Annotated in this window: 18 protein-coding genes and 6 tRNA genes; 4 read left to right on the top strand and 20 right to left on the bottom strand. The window is 55.9% G+C overall.

Annotated features, from left to right (window positions below; translation table 11 throughout):
- Window positions 1–43 precede the first annotated feature (43 nt).
- Complete coding sequence (locus CYR55_RS08590; RefSeq protein ID WP_101815733.1) at window positions 44–523, top strand: zinc ribbon-containing protein; 480 nt, start codon at window positions 44–46, stop codon at window positions 521–523.
- A gap of 58 nt (window positions 524–581) precedes the next feature.
- Here CYR55_RS08590 and CYR55_RS08595 read toward each other — a convergent pair whose 3' ends face one another.
- From CYR55_RS08595 to miaB, 9 genes are all read right to left on the bottom strand, one after another.
- The gene (locus CYR55_RS08595) at window positions 582–1,307 is read right to left on the bottom strand and encodes an amino acid ABC transporter ATP-binding protein (RefSeq protein ID WP_101815734.1); all 726 of its coding nucleotides are present in this window, start codon (window positions 1,305–1,307) and stop codon (window positions 582–584) included.
- Window positions 1,304–1,981 (bottom strand): glutamate/aspartate ABC transporter permease GltK, encoded by a 678-nt coding sequence (gene gltK, locus CYR55_RS08600; protein ID WP_101815735.1) that lies wholly within the window; start codon window positions 1,979–1,981, stop codon window positions 1,304–1,306. The genes CYR55_RS08595 and gltK overlap by 4 nt, the downstream gene beginning before the upstream one ends.
- Window positions 1,981–2,721, bottom strand: a complete 741-nt coding sequence (locus tag CYR55_RS08605; protein ID WP_101815792.1) for an amino acid ABC transporter permease — start codon at window positions 2,719–2,721, stop codon at window positions 1,981–1,983. Before CYR55_RS08605 ends, gltK begins: the two co-directional genes overlap by 1 nt.
- Window positions 2,722–2,857: 136 nt before the next feature.
- A complete protein-coding gene (locus tag CYR55_RS08610) occupies window positions 2,858–3,781 on the bottom strand; it encodes an amino acid ABC transporter substrate-binding protein (RefSeq protein WP_101815736.1) in 924 nt (307 codons plus the stop codon).
- 358 nt (window positions 3,782–4,139) lie between these two features.
- Window positions 4,140–5,678, bottom strand: a complete 1,539-nt coding sequence (lnt, locus tag CYR55_RS08615; protein WP_101815737.1) for an apolipoprotein N-acyltransferase — start codon at window positions 5,676–5,678, stop codon at window positions 4,140–4,142.
- A 7-nt stretch (window positions 5,679–5,685) separates the two neighbouring features.
- Window positions 5,686–6,570: a CNNM family magnesium/cobalt transport protein CorC gene (gene corC / locus CYR55_RS08620; RefSeq protein ID WP_101815738.1), complete on the bottom strand. Its 885-nt coding sequence runs from the start codon at window positions 6,568–6,570 to the stop codon at window positions 5,686–5,688.
- A 122-nt stretch (window positions 6,571–6,692) separates the two neighbouring features.
- Entirely contained in the window at window positions 6,693–7,166 is a 474-nt protein-coding gene (gene ybeY / locus CYR55_RS08625) for an rRNA maturation RNase YbeY (protein WP_101815739.1), read from the bottom strand.
- Window positions 7,163–8,245 (bottom strand): PhoH family protein, encoded by a 1,083-nt coding sequence (locus tag CYR55_RS08630; protein WP_175580789.1) that lies wholly within the window; start codon window positions 8,243–8,245, stop codon window positions 7,163–7,165. Before CYR55_RS08630 ends, ybeY begins: the two co-directional genes overlap by 4 nt.
- A 250-nt stretch (window positions 8,246–8,495) precedes the next feature.
- Entirely contained in the window at window positions 8,496–9,920 is a 1,425-nt protein-coding gene (miaB, locus tag CYR55_RS08635; RefSeq protein ID WP_101815740.1) for a tRNA (N6-isopentenyl adenosine(37)-C2)-methylthiotransferase MiaB, read from the bottom strand.
- 181 nt (window positions 9,921–10,101) lie between these two features.
- On the opposite strand from miaB, the gene ubiF reads away from it, so the two are divergent.
- On the top strand, window positions 10,102–11,283 hold the full coding sequence (ubiF, locus tag CYR55_RS08640) for a 3-demethoxyubiquinol 3-hydroxylase (RefSeq protein WP_101815741.1): 1,182 nt from the start codon (window positions 10,102–10,104) through the stop codon (window positions 11,281–11,283).
- A 113-nt stretch (window positions 11,284–11,396) separates the two neighbouring features.
- On the opposite strand, the gene CYR55_RS08645 is transcribed toward ubiF, so the two are convergent.
- From CYR55_RS08645 to nagB, 11 genes are all read right to left on the bottom strand, one after another.
- Window positions 11,397–11,471: transfer RNA gene (locus tag CYR55_RS08645), tRNA-Gln, on the bottom strand.
- Window positions 11,472–11,477: 6 nt separating this feature from the next.
- A tRNA-Met gene (locus CYR55_RS08650) sits at window positions 11,478–11,554 on the bottom strand.
- Between the two features lie 127 nt (window positions 11,555–11,681).
- A tRNA-Gln gene (locus CYR55_RS08655) sits at window positions 11,682–11,756 on the bottom strand.
- A gap of 44 nt (window positions 11,757–11,800) precedes the next feature.
- Window positions 11,801–11,875, bottom strand: a tRNA-Gln gene (locus tag CYR55_RS08660).
- A gap of 24 nt (window positions 11,876–11,899) precedes the next feature.
- Window positions 11,900–11,984, bottom strand: a tRNA-Leu gene (locus CYR55_RS08665).
- Window positions 11,985–11,992: 8 nt separating this feature from the next.
- A tRNA-Met gene (locus tag CYR55_RS08670) sits at window positions 11,993–12,069 on the bottom strand.
- 226 nt (window positions 12,070–12,295) lie between these two features.
- Window positions 12,296–13,957, bottom strand: a complete 1,662-nt coding sequence (gene asnB / locus CYR55_RS08675; RefSeq protein ID WP_101815742.1) for an asparagine synthase B — start codon at window positions 13,955–13,957, stop codon at window positions 12,296–12,298.
- Window positions 13,958–14,265: 308 nt separating this feature from the next.
- Complete coding sequence (locus CYR55_RS08680; RefSeq protein ID WP_101815743.1) at window positions 14,266–15,018, bottom strand: HAD-IIA family hydrolase; 753 nt, start codon at window positions 15,016–15,018, stop codon at window positions 14,266–14,268.
- A 166-nt stretch (window positions 15,019–15,184) separates the two neighbouring features.
- A complete protein-coding gene (nagC, locus tag CYR55_RS08685) occupies window positions 15,185–16,405 on the bottom strand; it encodes a DNA-binding transcriptional regulator NagC (protein ID WP_101815744.1) in 1,221 nt (406 codons plus the stop codon).
- 21 nt (window positions 16,406–16,426) lie between these two features.
- On the bottom strand, window positions 16,427–17,566 hold the full coding sequence (gene nagA / locus CYR55_RS08690; RefSeq protein ID WP_101815745.1) for an N-acetylglucosamine-6-phosphate deacetylase: 1,140 nt from the start codon (window positions 17,564–17,566) through the stop codon (window positions 16,427–16,429).
- A gap of 82 nt (window positions 17,567–17,648) precedes the next feature.
- On the bottom strand, window positions 17,649–18,449 hold the full coding sequence (nagB, locus tag CYR55_RS08695; protein ID WP_101815746.1) for a glucosamine-6-phosphate deaminase: 801 nt from the start codon (window positions 18,447–18,449) through the stop codon (window positions 17,649–17,651).
- A gap of 325 nt (window positions 18,450–18,774) precedes the next feature.
- Between nagB and nagE the strand changes: the two genes are divergently transcribed.
- Window positions 18,775–20,730, top strand: a complete 1,956-nt coding sequence (nagE, locus tag CYR55_RS08700; RefSeq protein ID WP_101815794.1) for a PTS N-acetyl glucosamine transporter subunit IIABC — start codon at window positions 18,775–18,777, stop codon at window positions 20,728–20,730.
- Between the two features lie 167 nt (window positions 20,731–20,897).
- Entirely contained in the window at window positions 20,898–22,568 is a 1,671-nt protein-coding gene (gene glnS / locus CYR55_RS08705; protein ID WP_101815747.1) for a glutamine--tRNA ligase, read from the top strand.
- The last annotated feature ends 252 nt before the right edge of the window (window positions 22,569–22,820 follow it).

Genomic DNA, 22,820 nt, shown 5'->3' on the forward strand with positions numbered 1-22,820 from the left:
GGCGGCAGGCCGTGTGATCACATCAGCGCATTGCGAGGATTGTATGAGTAACGTTGCAGACTATTACCGTGAGCTGGTTGCTTCCCTGACTGAGCGCATCCGGGAAGGCGATCATAACATTGATGCACTGGTGCGCAGTGCCGAAGCACGGCTGAAGACGGCCGGTGACCTGACAGACGTTGAAATCCGGCAGGTGACGGTGGCGGTACGGCGTGACCTGGAAGAGTTCGCCCGCAGCTATCAGGAGCAGGACGACGTCACAGACAGCGTGTTTATGCGGGTGATTAAAGAGAGCCTGTGGCAGGAGCTGGCGGACATCACGGATAAAACCCAGCTTGAGTGGCGCGAAGTATTTAAGGATGTGACGCATCACGGGGTTTACCACAGCGGGGAGGTAGTAGGGCTGGGCAACCTGATCTGTGAAAAATGCCACGCCCCGATGCCGGTTTACACGCCGGAAATTTTGCCGCTCTGCCCGAAGTGCGGGCATGACCAGTTCAACCGCCAGCCTTTCCAGCCTTAATCCACCAGGTTCCCTGGCAGACGCGCCGCCTGCGGGGCGGCGCGTTTTATCACACTGATTAGTGCAGGATTTTTGCCAAAAATTCGCGTGCGCGCTCGGATTGCGGATTGTCGAAAAAGGCGTTTTTCTCACGATCTTCCACGATTTTCCCTTCATCCATAAAGATCACGCGGTTGGCTACCTTGCGGGCAAAGCCCATCTCATGGGTGACGACCATCATCGTCATACCTTCCTGTGCCAGTTCCACCATGACATCCAGCACTTCGTTGATCATTTCCGGGTCCAGCGCGGAGGTCGGTTCATCAAACAGCATCGCGACCGGGTCCATGCACAGGGCGCGGGCAATGGCGACGCGCTGCTGCTGGCCGCCGGAGAGCTGGCCGGGGAATTTATTGGCGTGGGCAGAGAGACCAACGCGATCCAGTAACTTCAGCCCTTTGTCCCGTGCGGCGGCTTTGTCCCGTTTCAGCACCTTAATCTGGGCCAGCGTCAGGTTATCGATGATAGAAAGATGCGGGAACAGCTCAAAATGCTGAAACACCATCCCTACCTTGGCGCGCAGTTGCGCCAGATTGGTTTTCCGGTCATTGACCGGGATGCCGTTCACCACGATCTGGCCTTTCTGAATCGGCTCCAGTCCATTAACAGTTTTAATCAGGGTGGATTTGCCGGAGCCTGAGGGGCCGCATACCACCACAACTTCCCCTTTTTTCACTTCAGTGCTGCACTCCGTTAATACCTGGAAATGCCCATACCACTTGGAAATACTCTTCAGGGAGATCATGAAACGGTCCTTTTCTTCAATACGCTGACCACCAACGAGGCCGCGATGCTAATAACAAAGTAAACCAGCCCGGCAAACAGCACCATTTCCACCTGGGTGCCGTCGCGCTCGCCAATGGTGGTGGCGGTGCGGAAGAAGTCCGCAAGGCTTAATACGTAAACCAGGGACGTATCCTGGAACAGCACAATGCCCTGGGTCAGCAGCAGCGGGATCATCGCCCGGAATGCCTGCGGCAGAATCACCAGCTTCATGGATTGCCACGGCGTCATGCCCAGCGCCAGCGCAGCGGCACCCTGGCCGCGGGCAACGCTGAGAATACCGGCGCGGATAATTTCGGAGTAGTAAGCGGCTTCAAACAGCGAGAACGCCACCATGGCCGAAATCAGGCGGATATCGGTATGCGGGGAGAGGCCCAGCCCTTTTTGCAGCAGGCCCGGCACCACCAGGTAGAACCACAGCAACACCATCACCAGCGGCACAGAACGGAACAGGTTGACATACAGGGTGGCAAACCAACTGATCACCTTCACACTCGACAAACGCATTACGGCCAGCAGCGTGCCCCACAAAATGCCGAACACAATCGCCGTCAGGGTGATTTTGAGCGTGATCGCCATGCCGTCCAGCAGGTAAGGGAAACTGGGCGGAATGGAGCTCCAGTCAAATTCGTACATTATTTACCTCCCGTATGGCCCGGCAGCCTGACTTTGGATTCGACCAGACGCATAAACACCATAATCACTGCGTTAATCAGTATGTAGGCCAGCGTAATGGCCGTGAATGACTCATAGGCATGGGCCGAGTAGTCGAGCAGTTTGCCGGCTTGTGCAGCCATGTCCACCAGACCAATGGTGGAGGCAATAGCCGAGTTTTTCACCAGGTTCAGCATCTCTGAGGTCATCGGCGGCACAATCACCCGGTAGGCATTCGGCAGCAGCACATAGCGGTAGGTCTGCGGCAGGGTCAGGCCCATTGCCAGCCCGGCGGCTTTCTGGCCGCGCGGCAGGGACTGAATGGCTGCCCGTACCTGTTCACATACGCGGGCCGCGGTAAACAGCCCCAGGCAGATCATGGAAGAGAGGAAAAACTGGATGTTCGGATCCAGCTCGGACTTGAACCACATGCCGAGATCCGGCGGCAACAGTTCCGGCACCACCAGGTACCAGATGAAAAACTGGACAATCAGCGGCACATTACGGAATAGCTCGACGTAACAGGTACCGAGGCCGGCAAGCCACCGGTTCGGCACGGTGCGCAGAATGCCAAACAGGGAGCCAACAAAAAAAGCGATAATCCAGGCACAGAATGAGAGCGCAATCGTGACCTGAAAACCGGACCAGATCCAGCCAAGATAGGTGGTATTACCAAACGGGGCCTCTTGCAGAAAAATGCCCCAGTTCCAGTTTGTTGACATAAACAACTCCATACAACGGGCCACGCGGACCCGGAAGAGAACGCCTGACAGGCGCGGCACACCATGAAAAAAGCGGAGTGGGGAACGGCCACCCCGCTTCCTGTCTGTCCTGGCGTAATACCGTTATCCGGGCAGGTTAGGGCTTATCGTTAGGTGCCTTGAACAGGGCTTTCATGTCTTCTGATAAGGCAAAGTTCATGTTGAGATTTTTTGGCGGAATCGGTTTCTGGAACCAGGTCTCATACCATTTCGCCGCTTCGCCCGAGGTCTGGGCCTGGGCAATGGTGTCGTCCATCAGCTTCTTAAAGGCGGCGTCGCCTCTCGGCAGCATGCAGCCGTAAGCCTCGTGAGACTGTGGCGTGCCGACAATCTCCCATTGGTCCGGTTTTTTCGCTTTGGCGCGTTCGCCGGCCAGCAGAGCATCATCCATCATAAAGGCCACGGCCCGGCCGCTTTCCAGCGTACGGAAGGAGTCCCCATGATCTTTAGCGCTGATAATGCGCATGCCCATTTTTTTCTCTTCATTGAGTTTATTGAGCAGCACTTCGGAGGTCGTCCCGGACGTCACCACCACGGTCTTGCCTTTCAGATCCGGGAAGTCTTTAACCGGTGACCCTTTTTTCACCAGCAGGCGGGTACCCACCACGAAAATGCTGTTGGAGAAGGCAGCCTGTTGCTGGCGCTCGAGGTTATTGGTGGTGGAACCACATTCGAAATCAAAGGTACCGTTTTGCAGCAACGGGATGCGGTTTTGTGAGGTGATCGGCAGCAGTTTTACTTTCAGATCCGGCGCATTCAGCTGTTTCTTGATCGCCTCAACAATAAGGTTGGAATAGTCCTGGGAATAGCCCACGACTTTCTGGGTATTGTCGTAATAGGAGAACGGCACCGAGGATTCACGGTGACCCACGACAATCACGCCATTTTGTTTGATTTTTTGTAATGTGTCAGGGGCAGCCTGGTTCCCGGCAGCCGCAGCGGTGGTGGGCTGGGCCGCATGGGCGGCACCTGTGGCAATGCCGGCGAGCAGCAGCGATAACGCCAGTTTGCGCATTTGCATGGTCCTACTCCTTGCTGTTGTTATGATTCTGACGCATGACGTCGAAATCAAAAAAGAGACCGCATCGGAACGCGGCAAGAGGCCTTGAGGCCTGTCTGAACATAGCTGAATGTAAATATATTGATACCAGAACGTTTCTTTTTTGCGACCAGCGCCGCACCAAATAAAGGCAAAAAACTTACCCTGCACGTTTGTTGTGCAGCAGGTGCGCGAAGGCGGTGCAGGTTAATGCGAAATGTCTGGATGGGTGACGTTTTCAGCTAAATCCCTGCAATATCAAGCAAGGGCTGTGCCAGAAAGGGCAGGAAAATAAAAAAGCCGGGAGGAATCTCCCGGCTTGAGTAGGGCATGGTGCCTGTCAGGCTGCGCGTGGACGGCGCATCGCAGCGAAGAGGGCAGCCCCTCCGGCCAACAGCGTGAACACCCACAACGGCAGGGTGCCGAAGCGGGCATAAGGGGTCAGCCCGGTGGCCGGGGTCACCCGCACATCCAGCACCTGACGGGTAAACTGGGGGATCTGTTTAATCACATTGCCTTTTGCATCCACGGCGGCGGTCACACCATTATTGGTACTGCGCAACAAGGGGCGACCCAGTTCCAGCGAGCGCATACGCGCCATCTGGAAATGCTGCCACGGCCCAATCGAGTGGCCGAACCAGGCGTCATTGGAGATGGTCAGCAAAAAGTCGGTGTCCGGCCGGAAATTGGCCCGCACCTGTTCACCCAGTATGATCTCATAACAGATAGCTGCGGTGAGATTGAAACCGGCCGCACGTAACTGCGGTTGCACGTAACCACCGCGGCTAAAGGAGGACATGGGTAAATCAAAGAACGGGGCCAATGGGCGCAGCAGGCTTTCCAGCGGCACAAACTCGCCAAACGGCACCAGATGGTGTTTGTTATAGCGATCCTGATTCAGGTAGTGATAGGGCGTTTTTTCCCCCAGCACGATCATACTGTTGTAGTAATCGTAACCCTGAGAGGTTGGGCGCGCGTCCACAAGGCCGGTGATCAGGCTGCTGTGGTGAGACCGCATCAGGTCATCCATCATGCCCAGAAAAGGTTGCTGATCGCGTTCAATATCGGGAATGGCAGACTCCGGCCAGATGATCAGCGAGGCTTTGCCGGCATAAGGGCGGCTCTCATCGAGATAAATTTGCAGCGTCTGCTCAAGAACCTTCGGATCCCACTTCATCGACTGCGGAATGTTGCCCTGTACCATGGCGACGTTGACCGCTTTTTGCGGCTGCGGGGTAAACCAGGTCAGCTGGCGCAGCGGCCATGGCAACAGCAGCATAGCCAGCGCGACCAGGGCCGGCATGGCCTTGCGCTGAAGCAGCGCATAGACCAGCAACCCGCTCAGCGACATCAGGATAAAGGTAATGGTTTCAACGCCCAGCAGTGGTGCAATGCCTTTCAGCGGGCCGTCAATCTGGCTGTAGCCAAACTGCAGCCAGGGGAAACCGGTCAGTACCCAGCCGCGCAGGAACTCTGTAACCTGCCACAAGGCAGGCGCAGCCAGTGCCACCCGCCATAGGGTCAGGCGCGGCCACAGGCGCGTCAGCACGCCGGCAAACAGCATGGTATAGAGCGACAGATAGGCGGCGAGCAATACCACCAGGAACAGGTTAACAGGCTGCGGCATGCCGCCGAACTGGGCAATGCTGACATACACCCAGTTGACCCCGCTGCCGAACAATCCCAGCCCCCAGAAGAACCCCACCCAGGCGGACTGGCCGGCGGTGCGGTTCAGCGTCAGCGCCTGAAGGCCACACAGCGACACAATGGCCGCCGGCCAGATATCATACGGGGAAAACGCCAGGGTGCCGCAGGCACCAAACAAGAGCGCCAGCGGAAGGCGTAGCCGCTGGCGTTGCAGAAGTAAGGCAAGGGTCATGGATGTTTTATTCTTCCAGTTCCAGTTTGGGTTGCGGTGCGTCGTCCGGAATTTTGACATGGACCTGGATAATACGTCGGCTGTCGGCCATCGCAACTTTAAATACGTAACCGTCAATTTCGATGGTTTCACCGCGGGCGGGCAGGTGGCCAAACGCCTGCATCACCAGGCCGCCGATGGTATCCACCTCTTCATCACTGTAGTGCGTCTGGAAAACGTCATTGAAGTCTTCAATCGGCGTCAGCGCCCGGACAGTGTAGGTATGGCGGCTGAGCTGGCGGACGTCACGATCTTCTTCATCGTCATATTCGTCCTCAATTTCACCCACAATCAGCTCCAGAATATCCTCAATGGTGACCAGGCCGGAGACACCGCCAAACTCATCAATGACAATCGCCATATGGTAACGCTGGGAGCGGAACTCCTTCAGCATCCGGTCAACCCGTTTGCTTTCCGGCACCACCACCGCAGGGCGCAGTACCTTGTCGATGCTGAACGGCTCGGACGTGGTGCGCATAAACGGCAGCAGGTCTTTCGCCATCAGGATGCCTTCAATATGATCCTTGTCTTCGCTGATCACCGGGAAGCGGGAGTGGGCGGATTCAATGATCACATCCAGGCACTCTTCCAGCGGCTGGTTCCGTTTAAGGGTCACCATCTGCGAACGCGGGATCATGATGTCACGCACGCGCTGATCGGCGATATCCATCACGCCTTCCAGCATGTCACGGGTATCGGGATCAATCAGGTCGTTCTGTTCGGAATCGCGGATCAGCTCGACCAGATCGCCACGGTTTTTGGGCTCACCGTGGAATAATTGGCTGAGGATAAGGGAGAAAAAGCCCTTCTTGGGACTGGGGCTGTCATTGCTTTGTGAATGGTCGTCGCTCATGGCGGTCTGGTTAATATTACTCGTGTTGGGAGGAAAGATTATTATTAGTGATGCTGCGGCATTTGTCGCGGCCTTCCTTTTCATCAAGGCCACAAAAAATTACCGCAGATCATCAGCTAATGTCAGAGGTCATCTTTTTCAGAAAGATAAGGGTCAGGATAACCCATACCCTGCATGATGTCTGTTTCCAAAGATTCCATCTCTTCGGCTTCTTCGTCAACAATATGATCGTACCCTAGCAGATGGAGGCTGCCGTGAACAACCATATGTGCCCAGTGGGCCATCAGCGGCTTGCCTTGTTCGTCAGCTTCCCGCTCCACCACCTGGCGGCAGATGATCAAATCACCCAGCAGCGGCATCTCCATACCCGGCGGGGCTTCAAACGGGAACGAGAGCACGTTGGTCGGTTTGTCCATGCCACGATAGGTCAGGTTCAGGTCATGGCTCTCGGCTTCATCCACCAGGCGGATGGTGACTTCAGACTCTTCCTGGAACTGCGGCAGCACATGATCCAGCCAGCGCTGGAAGTCCGCCTCAGCCGGCAAGCCGGACGGCGCTTCACAGGCGATCTGCAAATCAAGGATCACATTACTCACGGTGCCTCCTGGGGGGCAGAGGCGGCAGGTTGCAGCGCCTCACGCTTACGCTGTTCGGCGGCCGCGTCTTTACGTTTCTGCTCTTGTGCTTCCCAGGCCTCATAGGCCACCACGATACGGGCGACCACCGGATGGCGCACCACGTCTTCGCTGTGGAAGAAGTTAAAGCTGATCTCTTCGACGTCTGACAGCACTTCAATGGCGTGCCGCAGGCCGGATTTCTGGTTACGCGGCAGGTCAATCTGCGTGACGTCGCCGGTAATCACCGCTTTGGAGTTGAAGCCGATACGGGTCAGGAACATCTTCATCTGTTCGATAGTGGTGTTCTGGCTCTCATCGAGGATGATAAACGCGTCATTCAGGGTACGGCCACGCATATAGGCAAGCGGGGCTACCTCAATCACATTGCGCTCAATCAGTTTCTCCACGCGTTCAAAGCCCAGCATTTCAAACAGCGCGTCATACAGCGGGCGCAGGTACGGGTCCACTTTCTGGCTGAGGTCACCCGGCAGGAAGCCCAGTTTTTCACCCGCTTCTACGGCAGGGCGGGTCAGCATGATACGGCGGACTTCCTGGCGCTCCAGCGCATCCACTGCGGTCGCGACAGCCAGATAGGTTTTCCCTGTCCCGGCGGGGCCGATGCCGAAGGTGATGTCGTTGTCCAGAATATTGGCAATATACTGGGCCTGGTTAGGGGTACGGGGTTTTACCATGCCGCGTTTGGTGCGGATGGTCACGGCCTTGCCATAGTCGGGCACGCTTTCAGCCGTCTGTTCGAGCACATGGCTCTCTTTGATGGCGAGGTGGATCTGTTCCGGATCGATATCGGCGATTTCGCCGCGCAGCGGTGCCGTTTCCACATAGAGATGGCGCAGGATATCGGCAGCAGCCTGAACGACCAGGCTCTTGCCGACCAGCTTAAAGTGGTTGTCGCGGCGGTTAATTTCGATGCCTAACCGGCGTTCAAGATGTTTGATATTGTCATCAAACGGCCCGCACAGGCTCAGTAAGCGCTGGTTGTCGGCGGGTTCTAGCAGGATTTCGTGTGTCTCGACGTTCAAACTGTTCCTCTGGGTCACATAGGGCCTGTTGATAGCGATAAGATGTTTTCTGCCGGGAAAAGGCAGCATACCTTAAGCATACATGCCATTGTCCGCTTCTTCCTCTTTCTGGCAAGAGATGCCGCAGCCCCGGAGTATGAATATGCGGCACGAATCGAAAAATTAAATGGCCTGCTGCAAGATAGTTTCAGCAGCGAGGAAGAGAGATCGGCGAATTGTCTAAAAAAACAAAGGGCGCCCGGGGCGCCCTTCAGCACAAAAAACGCCATCAGGGCTGATAGATCCCGACACCCAGCGCATTTTCCTTACGGGTACGGGCAATCACCGCTGACGGGGACTCATGGATACGCAGATCCATCTGCGCTTCGGTGCGTACCACCACGCCGCGCAGAGAGTTGGCATAGACATCAACAATCTCAACGTCGACGAATTTGCCGATCATATCCGGGGTGCCTTCGAAGTTAACCACCCGGTTATTTTCGGTGCGCCCGCTCAGCTCCATCAGACTTTTGCGGGAGGTGCCCTCGACCAGAATCCGTTGCACGGTGCCCACCATCTGGCGGCTGAACTGCATCACCTGCTGATTGATACGGTTCTGCAGAATATAGAGGCGCTGCTTTTTCTCTTCTTCGCTGACATCATCCACCATATCAGCCGCCGGTGTACCGGGGCGGGCGGAGTAGATAAAGCTGTAGCTGACGTCGAAGTTAACCTCGGCAATCAGCTTCATGGTCTGTTCAAAGTCAGCCTGGGTTTCGCCCGGGAAGCCCACGATAAAGTCGGAACTGAGATGGATGTCCGGCCGCGCCTGGCGCAGCTTACGGACGATCGCTTTGTACTCCAGCACCGTATGCGCGCGTTTCATCATCATCAGGACGCGGTCAGAGCCGCACTGCACCGGCAGATGCAGGAAGCTGACCAGCTCCGGCGTGTCACGGTACACGTCAATGATGTCATCGGTGAATTCAATCGGGTGGCTGGTGGTAAAACGCAGCCGGTCAATGCCGTCAATGGCGGCGACCAGGCGCAGCAGCTCAGCAAAACTACAGACCGACCCGTCATAATTCAGCCCGCGATAGGCGTTGACGTTCTGCCCCAGCAGGTTGACCTCACGCACACCCTGCGCCGCCAGTTGCGCGACTTCGAACAGGACGTCGTCACTCGGGCGGCTGACCTCTTCGCCCCGGGTGTAGGGCACCACACAGAAGCTGCAATATTTGTTGCACCCTTCCATGATGGACACAAAGGCCGTAGGGCCGTCTGCACGCGGTTCCGGCAGGCGGTCAAACTTTTCAATTTCCGGGAAGCTGACGTCCACCACCGGGCTGCGGGTGCCGCTGACCTGGTTAATCATTTCCGGCAGACGGTGCAGGGTCTGCGGGCCGAACACGATGTCGACACAGGGCGCACGCTGGCGGAGATGTTTCCCTTCCTGTGACGCCACGCAGCCACCCACCCCGATAATCAGGTCAGGATTGGCCTCTTTCAGTAATTTCCAGCGGCCGAGAAGGTTGAAGACTTTTTCCTGCGCCTTTTCACGGATGGAACAGGTATTCAGCAACAGAAGATCGGCCTCTTCGGCGTTTTCTGTCACCTCATAACCATGAGTGCTTCCCAACAGGTCGGCCATCCTGGATGAATCGTACTCATTCATCTGACAGCCCCAGGTTTTAATATGCAGTTTTTTTGTCATTGACTTGCCATTACTCAATGCAGAAGAAAAAGCTTCACGAATAAGCTCGGTGTGCAGGGCGCATAGTGTAATCGCTCGCTGCGGTGGTGACCAGTAGGGGAAAACCGCCTTGCGCCTGATGCTAACAGAAAAATCCGGTACACTTCGTGCAGACGCGATCACAAACGGGTATTTGGCCTTTATGAACAATTCAGAGAAGCATTCCGACATTGCGGTTGTCGGCGGCGGCATGGTCGGCGCGGCAGCAGCACTTGGGCTGGCTGAGCAAGGGTTTACTGTGGCCTTGCTGGAGCACGCGGCCCCGCCTGAGTTTGACCCGCAGAGCGCGCCTGATTTGCGTATCTCCGCGCTGGGTTGCACCTCAGTCGCGCTCCTGACCCGGCTCGGCGCCTGGCAAGGGGTGAAGCAGATGCGCAGTGCGCCTTATCGCCGGTTAGAGACCTGGGAGATGCCGGGTTCAGACGTAATATTCGATTCCGCCGCGCTGGGCTTGCCGGAGCTGGGGTTCATGGTAGAAAACAACGTACTTCAGCGGGCGCTCTGGCAGCAGGTTGAACAGCAGCCCGCCATCCGGTTGCATTGCCCGGCCACCCTGAAAAGCATGGAGAAAACCCCGCACGGCTGGCACCTGGCACTCCAGGATGGGCAGACGCTGTCGGCGCAACTGGTCATCGGCGCAGATGGCGCAAATTCACAGGTGCGGCAACTGGCCGGTATCGGTATTAACGGCTGGCAGTATCGCCAGTCCTGCATGTTGATCAGTGTGAAAACCGCTACGCCGGATCAGGATGTCACCTGGCAGCAATTTTTCCCCAGCGGCCCGCGCGCCTTTCTGCCGCTGTCCGGCCACTATGCGTCATTAGTCTGGTACGACAGCCCGGCCCGCATTCGGTATTTACAATCGCTGCCGATGGCCCAGCTCAGCCGGGAGATCCAGCAGGCCTTCCCGGCGAGGGTCGGCAATGTTACTGCGCTGGCAGCCGGTGCGTTCCCGCTGGTGCGTCGTCATGCGCAACACTATGTCCGGCCCGGCGTGGCGTTGATTGGGGATGCCGCGCATACCATCAATCCGCTGGCCGGGCAGGGGGTTAACCTTGGTTACCGTGATGTGGAGGCATTGATTGAGGTGCTGACGGCGGCCCGTGAACGGGGTGAGGCGTGGGCAGAACAGGAAGTATTGATGCGCTATCAGCGCCGCCGCAAGGTGGATAACCTGATGATGCAAAGCGGCATGGATCTGTTCTATACCGCCTTCAGTAACGATCTGGCACCGGTGCGGATGCTGCGCAATGCGGCGCTGATGGTGGCACAGCGTGGCGGCAGCCTGAAAACCCGCGCATTACGTTACGCGCTGGGGCTCTGACGACAGGGCAGGCCGGGTTATTACCCCGGCCTTTTACGCCTTCGGGCAACATGTACACTGAGCAAACCGCAGAAAAGCAAAAAGCCCGCCGAAGCGAGCTTTTTACTTTTTTTTGGCTGGGGTACCAGGATTCGAACCTGGGAATGCCGGAATCAGAATCCGGTGCCTTACCGCTTGGCGATACCCCAAAAATTTGGTGGCTACGACGGGAATCGAACCTGTGACCCCAGCATTATGAGTGCTGTGCTCTAACCAGCTGAGCTACGTAGCCAAATTGTATTGCAGTGTTCTGTTACTGCGTCGTGACTATTTCTTAAGGAAATGGTCTGGACAATGATAATTTCTTAGATAACAAGCATTTACTATTGCACAACAACGACGTTATTGCAAGTGTTGTTTGGCTGGGGTACCTGGATTCGAACCAGGGAATGCCGGTATCAAAAACCGGTGCCTTACCGCTTGGCGATACCCCAACAGGAGTCAACAACACAAATTTTTTTTCTTCCGGAGAAGAAAATGGCTGGGGTACCTGGATTCGAACCAGGGAATGCCGGTATCAAAAACCGGTGCCTTACCGCTTGGCGATACCCCATCCGTTACAACGCCTGGATAGAAATGGTGCGGGAGGCGAGACTTGAACTCGCACACCTTGCGGCGCCAGAACCTAAATCTGGTGCGTCTACCAATTTCGCCACTCCCGCAAAAAAGATGGTGGCTACGACGGGATTCGAACCTGTGACCCCAGCATTATGAGTGCTGTGCTCTAACCAGCTGAGCTACGTAGCCATCTTTTTTCGCGTTACCTTCGTCGGCGTTGCGGGGCGCATTATGCGGATATGACCGATTTGCGTCAACAAGTTTTTTAACGAAAAACGGCATCCTGCATCTGTTTGTCTGGCTTATGAACAGTATGCGGAGAAAAGCGCCAAAAAGTGTCATTTATCACGCAATTGTGCCATAAAAAACGGGCCGCATGCGGCCCGTTATCGGAAAATCCCGGCAGGTTTGCGCCTTAATAGGCTGACTGGTGAACACCCACCGCACGGCCCGAAGGATCGTCCATTTTCTTAAAGGATTCATCCCATTCAATCGCCTTGGCAGAAGAGCAGGCAACAGACGGGCCGCCCGGTACACATTCTGCGGCGCTCGGCACCGGGAACAGCTCTTCAAAGACGGTACGGTACAGGTAAGCCTCTTTGGAGACCGGTGTGTTATACGGGAAACGGAAGCGGGCAGTTTCCAGTTGTTGATCCGTGACCTGCTGGGCCGCCACCTCTTTCAGCGTATCGATCCAGCTGTAACCCACGCCGTCTGAGAACTGCTCTTTCTGCCGCCAGGCCACGCTTTCCGGCAGGTAAGATTCGAAACACTCACGCAGGATATGTTTCTCCATCTTGCCGTTGCCGCACATTTTGTCTTTCGGGTTGATGCGCATGGCCACGTCCAGGAATTTTTTGTCCAGGAACGGCACGCGGGCTTCAACACCCCAGGCGGACATCGCTTTGTTGGCGCGGGCACAGTCATACATATGCAGGGCCAGCAATTTACGCACGGTCTCTTCATGGAACTCTTTGGCGTTCGGCGCTTTATGGAAGTAGAGATAACCACCGAAGACTTCGTCCGCCCCTTCGCCAGAGAGCACCATTTTGATACCCATCGCCTTGATCTTACGTGACATCAGGTACATCGGCGTTGAAGCGCGGATGGTGGTGACGTCATAGGTTTCAATGTGATAGATGACGTCACGGATCGCATCCAGCCCTTCCTGCACCGTGAAATGGATCTCATGGTGCACGGTACCGAGATGGCCCGCCACTTCTTTCGCGGCGCGCAGATCCGGGGAACCTTCCAGGCCCACCGCGAAGGAGTGCAGCTGGGGCCACCAGGCCTCACTGCGGTTGTCATCTTCCACCCGGCGACCGGCGAATTTCTTGGTAATCGCCGAAATGATGGAGGAGTCCAGCCCGCCGGAGAGCAGCACGCCATACGGCACGTCAGACATCAGGTGGCTTTTCACCGACTCTTCCAGCGCGTTACGCAAGGCAACGGCATCCGTGGCATTGTCTTTGACGTTGTCAAACTCGAACCAGTCGCGTTGGTAGTACTCCTGCACTTTGCCATCCTGGCTCCACAGGTAGCTGCCCGCCGGGAACTCCTGGATGGTTTTGCAGACCGGCACCAGGGATTTCATCTCCGAGGCAACATACAGGTTGCCGTGCTCATCATGACCCATATAGAGCGGGATGATGCCGAGGTGGTCACGGCCCACCAGATAAGCCTCTTTCTCGGTGTCATACAGGATGAAGGCAAACATGCCTTGCAGCTCGTCAAGGAACGCCGGCCCTTTTTCCTGATACAGCGCCAGAATCACTTCACAGTCAGAACCGGTCTGGAAAGCGTAACGATCGCCCAGCTCCTGACGCAGTGCCTGATGGTTATAAATCTCGCCGTTAACCGCCAGAACATGGGTGTGTGCCGCATTATAGAGAGGTTGTGCGCCGGTGTTGACGTCCACAATAGAGAGACGCTCATGCGCCAGAATGGCTTTTTCACCAGCATAGACACCGGACCAGTCCGGGCCACGGTGACGCATCAAACGGGACAGCTCCAGCGCTTTTTTACGCAGTTCAGTCGCGTCAGTCTTGATATCAAGCACACCAAAAATAGAACACATATAACTCTCCTAACGCATTTCTCGGGCGGTAATGATGTTGTGAGGCAACCGGTCATCAGAGGGATGTTGCATGATAAACACCCTGGCTGCGGGTCTGATAAAGAACATGCGCCAAAACCCGCAGGGTATGCAAGAGATTTAGCTTCACAGGGAAAAATAGTTCATCGGTCACCCTGAATCTTTAGCGGATTGCGAATTTTAAGTCGGATAAATTATCGATTATGCAATTTTTGGCGGGCCGGTGCGGAAAGCGGCAAAACAGCGGGGTAAGAAAAAGAGAGGTCTGGCCGATGCGCCAGACCTTCCGGTTAAATGACATCAATTTCCGCGACAGAGGGGTAGATCCAGGTCGGCCGGAACGGCATTGCATCAATATCGCTCAGGGTAGAAACGCCGGAAAGCACCAGAATGGTTTCCAGCCCGGCCTGAAAACCGGCCAGGATATCGGTACGCAGGTTATCGCCGACAATCACCGTCTCTTCGGAGTGCGCCTGCATCTGATTCAGGGCCGAGCGGATAATCCACGGGCTGGGTTTGCCCACATAGAAAGGCTGGCGGCCGGTGATTTTTTCAATCGGCGCGCACAGCGCCCCACAGGCTGGGAAAAAGCCGCGCCCATGGGTGTCGGGGTTAGTAGCGATAAAGCGGGCACCATTCGAGATGAAATAGGCGGCTTTATGGATCATATCGAAGTTATAAGAACGGGTTTCACCCACGATGACAAAATCAGGGTTAATGTCAGTGATGGTGAAACCGGCTTTATACAGCTCGTGAATTAATGCACCTTCGCCAATCACAAAGGCTTTTTTCCCTTCCTGGCGGCGCAGGAAGTCAGCGGTGGCCATGGCCGAGGTGAAGAAAGCAGTGTCAGGCACCTCAATGCCGGCGGCCAGAAAGCGGTTCGACAAATCCTGCGCCGTCTGTGACGGGTAATTGGTCAGGATCACCAGCGGCATTCCCTGTTCCTGTATGCGCGCCAGAAAGACATCTGCACCGGGTACGGCGGTGTTGTCGTGCATCAACACGCCGTCAATATCACAAATTACGTTTTTTATAGGCATAGGCTTGCATACTCATCGGAAGTTGAAGGCAGTACGGGTTGAAAGCAATACGGATTGAAAGCAATACAGGTTAAACGCGTTATGGCCTGAAAAAGCGGCCCGCATACAGCGGGTCGGATTCAGACTGAAGGTCAACAGTATAGGACAGCGTGGCGTTCAGGGAGCGTCAGGATTCCAGCAAACGTTGCAGCAGTACCCCATTCAGCATGGCGCGCTTCGCCAGTGCAAAGGCACCAATAGAGGAACGATGATTAAGTTCAGAGGTGACAACCGGTAAATTTTTGCGGAAATCCTTCAGCACCTGGGTATTAATGCAGGCCTGAATCGCCGGCAGCAATACTTTCTGCGCCTCGGTAATCTCCCCGGCAATCACCACTTTTTGTGGATTAAATAAGTTGATGGCAATCGCAATCGCTTTACCCAGATAGCGCCCAACATTTTCAATCACTTCGGTGGCCAGCGGGTCGCCGCGGTTAGCCGCTTTGCAGATGGCGCTGATGCTGTAATCATCCAGCGTCAGTTTGCTGGGGTAGCCCTGGGTCAGCAGGTTGCGCACCCGGTTCTCAATGGCCGCATTGGCGGCGATGGTCTCCAGGCAGCCAAAGTTGCCGCAATGGCAACGCTCGCCGAGCGGGTCAACCTGGATATGGCCGATTTCCCCCACGTTACCGTTACTGCCGAGGAATATCTGGCCGTTAACCAGAATGCCTGCGCCGGTACCGCGATGCAGCCGAACCAGAATTGAGTCATCGCAGTCGCGCGTTGCACCAAAGTAGTGCTCAGCCAGGGCCAGGCTGCGGATATCATGGCCCACAAAGCTGGTGACTTTGAAGCGCTGTTGCAGGGTCTCCACCAGCCGCCAGTTATGGACGCTGATGTGCGGCATATAACGCACCACCCCTTTATCCGGATCTACCAGGCCGGGCAGGATCACCGCAATGGCGATCAGCTCCCGCATTTTGCGCTGGTAACGGTCGAGAAACGCGGCGATGGCCTCACACAAGGCTTCTTCCAGTGTTTCCTGGGTGCGCTGGGGCAGGGGAGAGTGCTCCTCGCCGAGCGACTTACCGCTCATATCATACAGGGTCAGGGTGGCATCGTGGCGGCCCAGCCGGACGGCCAGGGTATGAAAGTGACGGGTTTCAGTGATAATCGAGATGGCCCGGCGGCCGCCGGTGGAGGCTTGCTGATCCACTTCGCGGATCAGCCCGCGCTCCAGCAGCTGGCGGGTAATTTTTGTGACACTGGCCGGGGCCAGCTGGCTCAGTTCCGCAATCTGAATGCGCGAAATAGGCCCCTGCTGGTCGATCAGGCGGTAGACCGCGGCGCCATTCAGTTGCTTAACCAGATCAACATTTCCGATTTGTGTCTGTCCGCCGGTGGTCATCTACACATTACCCGCTCATGGTTACACTTCGTTGCCGTTAACGAAGGTCTTGGTGATATGAAAATCACGATCGAATACGGTGAGGTTAGCGACCTTGCCCGCCTCCAGCGTGCCTAACGTGGACGCCATACCGATCGCGCGTGCCGGATACAACGTGGCCATACGCAGGGCCTCATCCAGGGCGATGCCCGCATGTTCGACGCTGTTTTGTACTGCTTCAATCATGGTCAACGCAGAACCGCTCAATGTGCCGTTGTCATCCACACACAGTCCGTCGCGGTAGTATATTGTTTTACCGGCAAAAATGAACTGATCAATATTGCCGCCCGCCGGGGCGGTGGCGTCGGTCACCAGTACCAGCTTGTCTCCTTTCAGCCGTTTGGCATTGCGGATGCTGGCCCATGCCACGTGCAATCCGTCTGCAATAATGCCGCTGTAGACCTCCGGGGTATCGAAAATTGCCCCCATCAGGCCCGGTTCACGGCCGGTCAGGTACGGCATCGCGTTGTACAGGTGGGTGGAGAAGCTCACCCCTGCGGCGAAGCCCTTGCGCGCCTCGTCATAAGTGGCATTTGAGTGGCCGGCAGACACCACAATACCGGCTGCGGTCAGGCGGCGGATCACCGCATCATCAACCCGTTCCGGCGCCAGCGTGACTTTGGTTATCACGTCGGCGTTGTCACACAGGTAGGTGATCATGGCGTCATCCGGGATACGGATGAAGTCCGGATTGTGCGTGCCTTTTTTCAGCGGGTTAAGGTACGGCCCTTCCAGATGCAGGCCCAGCGCCTGATTCTGGTGGGTTTGCAGGTAAGCGCGCATCACCGCGATACCATGCTTCATATAGTCATCACTGCAGGTGATGAGGGTCGGCAGGAAACTGGTGCAGCCTGATCGCTCATTGGCTTTCTGCATGATTTCCAATGTTTTTTCTGAAATGGCGTCCAGGGAGTCGTTGAACTGTACACCGCCGCAGCCGTTGAGTTGCAGGTCGATAAAACCGGGGGCCAGATTTGCGCCGCCCAGATCGCGGGTCTCAATGCCTGCCGGCAGCTCTGCTTCCGGGCAAATTTTGCTGATCAACCCGTTTTCAACCACGACAGCATGGTCATCAAGAACATCGTGGCCGGTATAAAGCCGCCCGTGAATTAACGCGTACATCTGTGCCCCCTGATTACATTCTTTCTACTGATTAATATCTGGTCCGGCGCAGGCGGGTCGCGCCTGCCGGCCGCTGCAGAGATTACAGATCTTTCATGTTTTCCGCTTCCAGCTCGCGGAAATATTTCACTGTTTTTACCTTCAGCTCCATGGTGGACGGCTCATCACATACCATGACCGCTTTCGGGTGGAGCTGCAGGCAACTGATGGTCCACATATGGTTAATGTTGCCTTCCACCGCCGCCTGAAGCGCCTGGGCTTTCAGATGACCGGTAACCAGAATCATTACCTCTTCTGCATCCAGCAGGGTACCCACGCCCACAGTCAGGGCATATTTCGGCACCTGGCTGACGTCACCGCCAAAGAAGCGGGAGTTGGCAATGCGCGTCTCTTCCGTCAGTGTTTTGATGCGGGTGCGGGACGCCAGGGAGGAAGCGGGTTCATTAAAGGCAATATGACCATCATTACCGACGCCGCCCATAAACAGGTTGATCTTGCCGTAGGACTTAATTTTCGCTTCGTAATTGCGGCACTCTGCGTCTACGTCTTCTGCGTTGCCGTTGAGCAGGTTGATGTTTTCATGCGGGATGTCAACGTGGTCAAAGAAATTACGGTACATAAAGGTGTGGTAACTCTCCGGGTGCTCCTGCGGCAGCCCGACATACTCATCCATATTGAAGGTAACGACATGCTTAAAGCTCACCTGGCCTGCTTTATGCATTGCAATAAGGTGTTTATACGCTTCAAGGGGGGTGCCGCCGGTCGGCAGGCCGAGAATGAAAGGACGATCGGCCGTGGGTTTAAAGGCGTTAATGCGGTTAACAATATGCCGCGCTGCCCATTTGCCCACGTCAGCCGTTGATTTCAGGGGGATCAGTCTCATCATTCACCTCTTAAATACTTGAAATAAAGATATACTACCGCGAAGGCCGGCAGGAAGGTCAATCCGGTTCCGGCCCGGCAGTACCGGCACAGCCTCAGGCTGCCTTGATTTTTTGAATCATAAAATAAGTTTTCAGACATGGCCAGCATTTTGCTGGGCGGAATGTGATTTAAGGTGATTTTTATCACAAAATCCCTGCTTTTAATTTGCGATACGAATTAATTTTTTTACACTCCGCGTAGCAGTTGCTTTAACCAGATTAAGAGTAGTCGTTACGTGCTGACACTGCTTGCATCGTCCGGCAGCGGACATATAGGGGGAAATGGTGAATATTCTAGGGTTTTTTCAACGTTTAGGCAGGTCGTTACAGTTACCTATTGCTGTGCTGCCGGTCGCCGCGCTGTTACTGCGTTTCGGTCAGCCGGACTTACTCAACATGCCCTTTATCGCCCAGGCGGGCGGGGCAATCTTCGATAACCTGGCGCTGATTTTTGCAATCGGTGTGGCGTCCACCTGGTCTAAAGACAATGCGGGCTCTGCGGCGCTGGCCGGTGCGGTCGGTTATTTTGTGCTGACCAAAGCAATGGTCACCATTAACCCGGCCGTGAATATGGGGGTGCTCTCCGGCATCATCACCGGGCTGGTGGGGGGGATGGTTTATAACCGCTGGTCTGACATTAAACTGCCGGACTTCCTGAGCTTCTTTGGCGGCAAACGCTTTGTGCCGATTGCCACCGGCTTCTTCTGCCTGATTCTGGCAGCAATTTTCGGTTACGTCTGGCCGCCGGTGCAGGATGCCATCCGTGCCGGTGGCGAGTGGATCGTCTCCGCAGGTGCGCTGGGGGCCGGTATCTTTGGGTTTGTAAACCGCTTGCTGATTCCGACCGGGCTGCATCAGGTGCTGAACACCATCGCCTGGTTCCAGATTGGTGACTTTACCAACGCGGCCGGTACTGTGTTCCACGGGGATATCAACCGCTTCTACGCCGGTGACGGCACCGCCGGGATGTTCATGTCCGGCTTCTTCCCGATCATGATGTTCGGCTTGCCGGGTGCGGCGCTGGCCATGTATCTGGCGGCACCGAAAGCGCGCCGCCCGATGGTGGGCGGGATGCTGCTCTCAGTCGCGGTGACGGCTTTCCTGACGGGTGTGACGGAGCCATTGGAATTCCTGTTTATGTTCCTGGCGCCGCTGCTCTATTTACTGCATGCGTTGCTGACCGGTATCAGCCTGTTTGTGGCGACCATGCTGGGCATCCATGCCGGTTTCTCCTTCTCTGCCGGGGCGATCGACTATGCGCTGATGTACAACCTGCCGGCCGCCAGCAGCAATGTCTGGATGTTGCTGGTGATGGGGCTGGTGGCATTTGTCGTCTATTTCGCGGTGTTCAGCGCGGTGATCCGCATGTTTAACCTGAAAACCCCAGGACGTGAGGATGAGTCAACCCTCGTTCGCCCGGAAGCCAACAGCAATACCGAAGAGGGCCTGGCGGATCTGTCACGCAGCTATATCAGCGCGATTGGCGGCTCCGATAACCTGAAAGGGATTGATGCCTGTATTACCCGCCTGCGCCTGAGCGTGAAAGATGCAGGCCGGGTGAATGATGCGGAGTGCAAACGCCTGGGTGCCTCCGGCGTAGTGAAACTTAATAAGCAAAGCATTCAGGTGATTGTCGGGGCGAAAGCAGAGTCAATTGCAGACACCATGAAACGCCTGATGGCCGCCGGCCCGGTGGCTGCCTCTGCCGGGGGCGCAACAGGTAATGCGCCGGTGGTAGATGTGGTGAAACAGCCGCAGGCGACGCCGAACCTCAAGGCCGTGGTTGACAGCCTGGTATCACCGATCACCGGTGAGATCGTGATGTTATCTGACGTGCCGGATGAAGCCTTTGCCAGCGGCGCAGTAGGCGAGGGCGTGGCAATCCGTCCGACCGCCAGCACGGTGGTATCACCGGCGGCCGGGACCGTGGTAAAGATCTTCAACACCAACCATGCGTTCTGCCTGGAGACAGCGTCCGGTGCGGAAATCGTGGTGCATATGGGGATTGATACCGTGGTGCTGGGCGGCAAAGGCTTTACCCGCCTGGTGGAAGAGGGCGCAGTGGTCACTGCCGGGCAACCGGTGCTGGAGCTGGATCTGGTTTATCTGAATGCCAACGCGCGTTCCATGATAAGCCCGGTGGTGGTCAGCAACGCGGATGATTTCTCCGCTGTGGTGACGCTGGCGACCGGCCAGGTGGTGGCCGGCCAGACTAAACTGATTGATCTGCAAGGCAAGTAAATACCCGCTTTTTCAGCAGAGTGAAAACGGGAGGGGAGCGATCCTCTCCCGTTTTTTTGTTTGCGGCCGGGCCTGCCGGTTTTTCTGCAACAAACGGTTGTGTCCCAGCGTGGCTTGTTGGAACATAAGCGGTTATCAGTAGTGCTTTCGCATAGAGGAATGAAGAGATGAGTGAGGCTGAAGCCCGCCCAACAAATTTTATTCGTCAGATTATTGACGAAGATCTGGCATCCGGTAAACACAGCACTGTGCATACCCGTTTTCCGCCTGAGCCGAACGGCTATTTGCATATCGGCCACGCCAAGTCGATCTGCCTGAACTTTGGCATTGCGAAAGATTATCAGGGCCAATGCAACCTGCGGTTTGATGACACCAACCCGGTCAAGGAAGACATCGAGTTTGTGGAGTCCATCAAGCGTGACGTGCAATGGCTGGGGTTTGAGTGGAGCGGCGCGGTGCGCTACTCCTCTGACTATTTCGACCAGTTGCACGCCTATGCGGTGGAGCTGATTGGCAAGGGCCTGGCCTACGTGGACGAGCTCTCGCCGGATGAGATCCGTGAATATCGCGGCACTCTGACGTCGCCGGGCAAAAACAGCCCTTACCGCGATCGCAGCGTAGAAGAGAACATGGCGCTGTTTGAGAAGATGCGCAATGGCGGCTTCGCGGAAGGCAAAGCCTGCCTGCGCGCCAAAATTGATATGGCCTCGCCGTTCATCGTGATGCGTGACCCGGTGCTGTACCGCATTAAATTTGCCGAACATCACCAGACCGGCAAAAAGTGGTGCATCTACCCGATGTATGACTTTACCCACTGCATTTCCGATGCGCTGGAAGGCATTACGCACTCGCTGTGTACCCTGGAATTCCAGGATAACCGCCGCCTGTATGACTGGGTGCTGGACAACATCACCATCCCTTGCCACCCGCGCCAGTACGAGTTCTCGCGTCTCAACCTTGAGTACGCCATCATGTCCAAGCGCAAGCTGAACCTGCTGGTCACCGAGAATATCGTGGAAGGGTGGGATGACCCGCGTATGCCGACCATCTCCGGCCTGCGCCGCCGTGGCTACACCGCGGCCGCCGTGCGTGAATTCTGCCGCCGTATCGGCGTCACTAAGCAGACCAACAACGTCGAGATGATGGCGCTGGAGTCCTGCATCCGTGATGAGCTGAACGAAGATGCGCCGCGTGCGATGGCGGTGATCAACCCGGTTAAAGTGATCATTGAGAATTTTGACGCGGGTGCACAAGTCAACGTCAGCATGCCGAACCATCCGAACAAACCGGAAATGGGCAACCGTGACGTGCCGTTCAGCCGTGAAATCTACATCGACCAGGCTGATTTCCGCGAAGAAGCCAACAAACAGTACAAGCGCCTGGTGCTGGGCAAAGAAGTACGCCTGCGCAATGCTTATGTGATCAAAGCGGAACGCATTGAGAAAGATGCCGAAGGTAATGTCACCACTATCTTCTGTAGCTATGACCCGGAAACCCTGAGCAAAGACCCGGCAGACGGCCGCAAAGTGAAAGGGGTGATCCACTGGGTGTCCGCAGCGCACGCCGTCCCGGCTGAGTTCCGTCTCTATGACCGTCTGTTCAACGAGCCGAACCCGGGCCTGGCGGAGGATTTCCTCTCTACCATTAACCCGGAATCGCTGGTGATTGCCCATGGGTTTGTTGAGCCGTCACTGGCGACAGCGCAACCGGAAGTGGCGTATCAGTTTGAGCGCGAAGGTTACTTCTGCGCTGACAGCCGTTACTCCAGCGCAGAGCATTTGGTGTTTAACCGCACCGTGGGCCTGCGTGATACCTGGGCGGCGAAAGCTACCGTCTGACAGGTAACATGGTCTTGAAAGCGTGGCTACGGCCGCGCTTTTTTTTGGCTGACATTATTTTCAATGAAAATTAACTGGCGAAAAATGCCCGTTTTTACGTCAGATCACATTTCCTGTATGCCCTGTTTACGCTTTATTCATTCTCTTGCCTGATGTTTCTTGTCGAACCTATAAGTTTGAACAGCTGAGATATTTCTGATGTGCGGCACGTTTCAGCCCTTTTTGTGCCGTCTGTCATAAACCTACACATTC

This window comes from Chimaeribacter californicus, assembly GCF_002858675.1.
Lineage (GTDB): Bacteria > Pseudomonadota > Gammaproteobacteria > Enterobacterales > Enterobacteriaceae > Chimaeribacter > Chimaeribacter californicus.

What these genes read in the sequence shown, in the direction of transcription:
- CYR55_RS08590 (WP_101815733.1), top strand. Translation starts at nt 44, where the DNA reads ATGAGTAACGTTGCAGACTATTACCGTGAGCTGGTTGCTTCCCTGACT.
- CYR55_RS08595 (WP_101815734.1), bottom strand. Translation starts at nt 1,307, where the DNA reads ATGATCTCCCTGAAGAGTATTTCCAAGTGGTATGGGCATTTCCAGGTA.
- gltK (WP_101815735.1), bottom strand. Translation starts at nt 1,981, where the DNA reads ATGTACGAATTTGACTGGAGCTCCATTCCGCCCAGTTTCCCTTACCTG.
- CYR55_RS08605 (WP_101815792.1), bottom strand. Translation starts at nt 2,721, where the DNA reads ATGTCAACAAACTGGAACTGGGGCATTTTTCTGCAAGAGGCCCCGTTT.
- CYR55_RS08610 (WP_101815736.1), bottom strand. Translation starts at nt 3,781, where the DNA reads ATGCAAATGCGCAAACTGGCGTTATCGCTGCTGCTCGCCGGCATTGCC.
- lnt (WP_101815737.1), bottom strand. Translation starts at nt 5,678, where the DNA reads ATGACCCTTGCCTTACTTCTGCAACGCCAGCGGCTACGCCTTCCGCTG.
- corC (WP_101815738.1), bottom strand. Translation starts at nt 6,570, where the DNA reads ATGAGCGACGACCATTCACAAAGCAATGACAGCCCCAGTCCCAAGAAG.
- miaB (WP_101815740.1), bottom strand. Translation starts at nt 9,920, where the DNA reads ATGACAAAAAAACTGCATATTAAAACCTGGGGCTGTCAGATGAATGAG.
- ubiF (WP_101815741.1), top strand. Translation starts at nt 10,102, where the DNA reads ATGAACAATTCAGAGAAGCATTCCGACATTGCGGTTGTCGGCGGCGGC.
- asnB (WP_101815742.1), bottom strand. Translation starts at nt 13,957, where the DNA reads ATGTGTTCTATTTTTGGTGTGCTTGATATCAAGACTGACGCGACTGAA.
- CYR55_RS08680 (WP_101815743.1), bottom strand. Translation starts at nt 15,018, where the DNA reads ATGCCTATAAAAAACGTAATTTGTGATATTGACGGCGTGTTGATGCAC.
- nagC (WP_101815744.1), bottom strand. Translation starts at nt 16,405, where the DNA reads ATGACCACCGGCGGACAGACACAAATCGGAAATGTTGATCTGGTTAAG.
- nagA (WP_101815745.1), bottom strand. Translation starts at nt 17,566, where the DNA reads ATGTACGCGTTAATTCACGGGCGGCTTTATACCGGCCACGATGTTCTT.
- nagB (WP_101815746.1), bottom strand. Translation starts at nt 18,449, where the DNA reads ATGAGACTGATCCCCCTGAAATCAACGGCTGACGTGGGCAAATGGGCA.
- glnS (WP_101815747.1), top strand. Translation starts at nt 20,898, where the DNA reads ATGAGTGAGGCTGAAGCCCGCCCAACAAATTTTATTCGTCAGATTATT.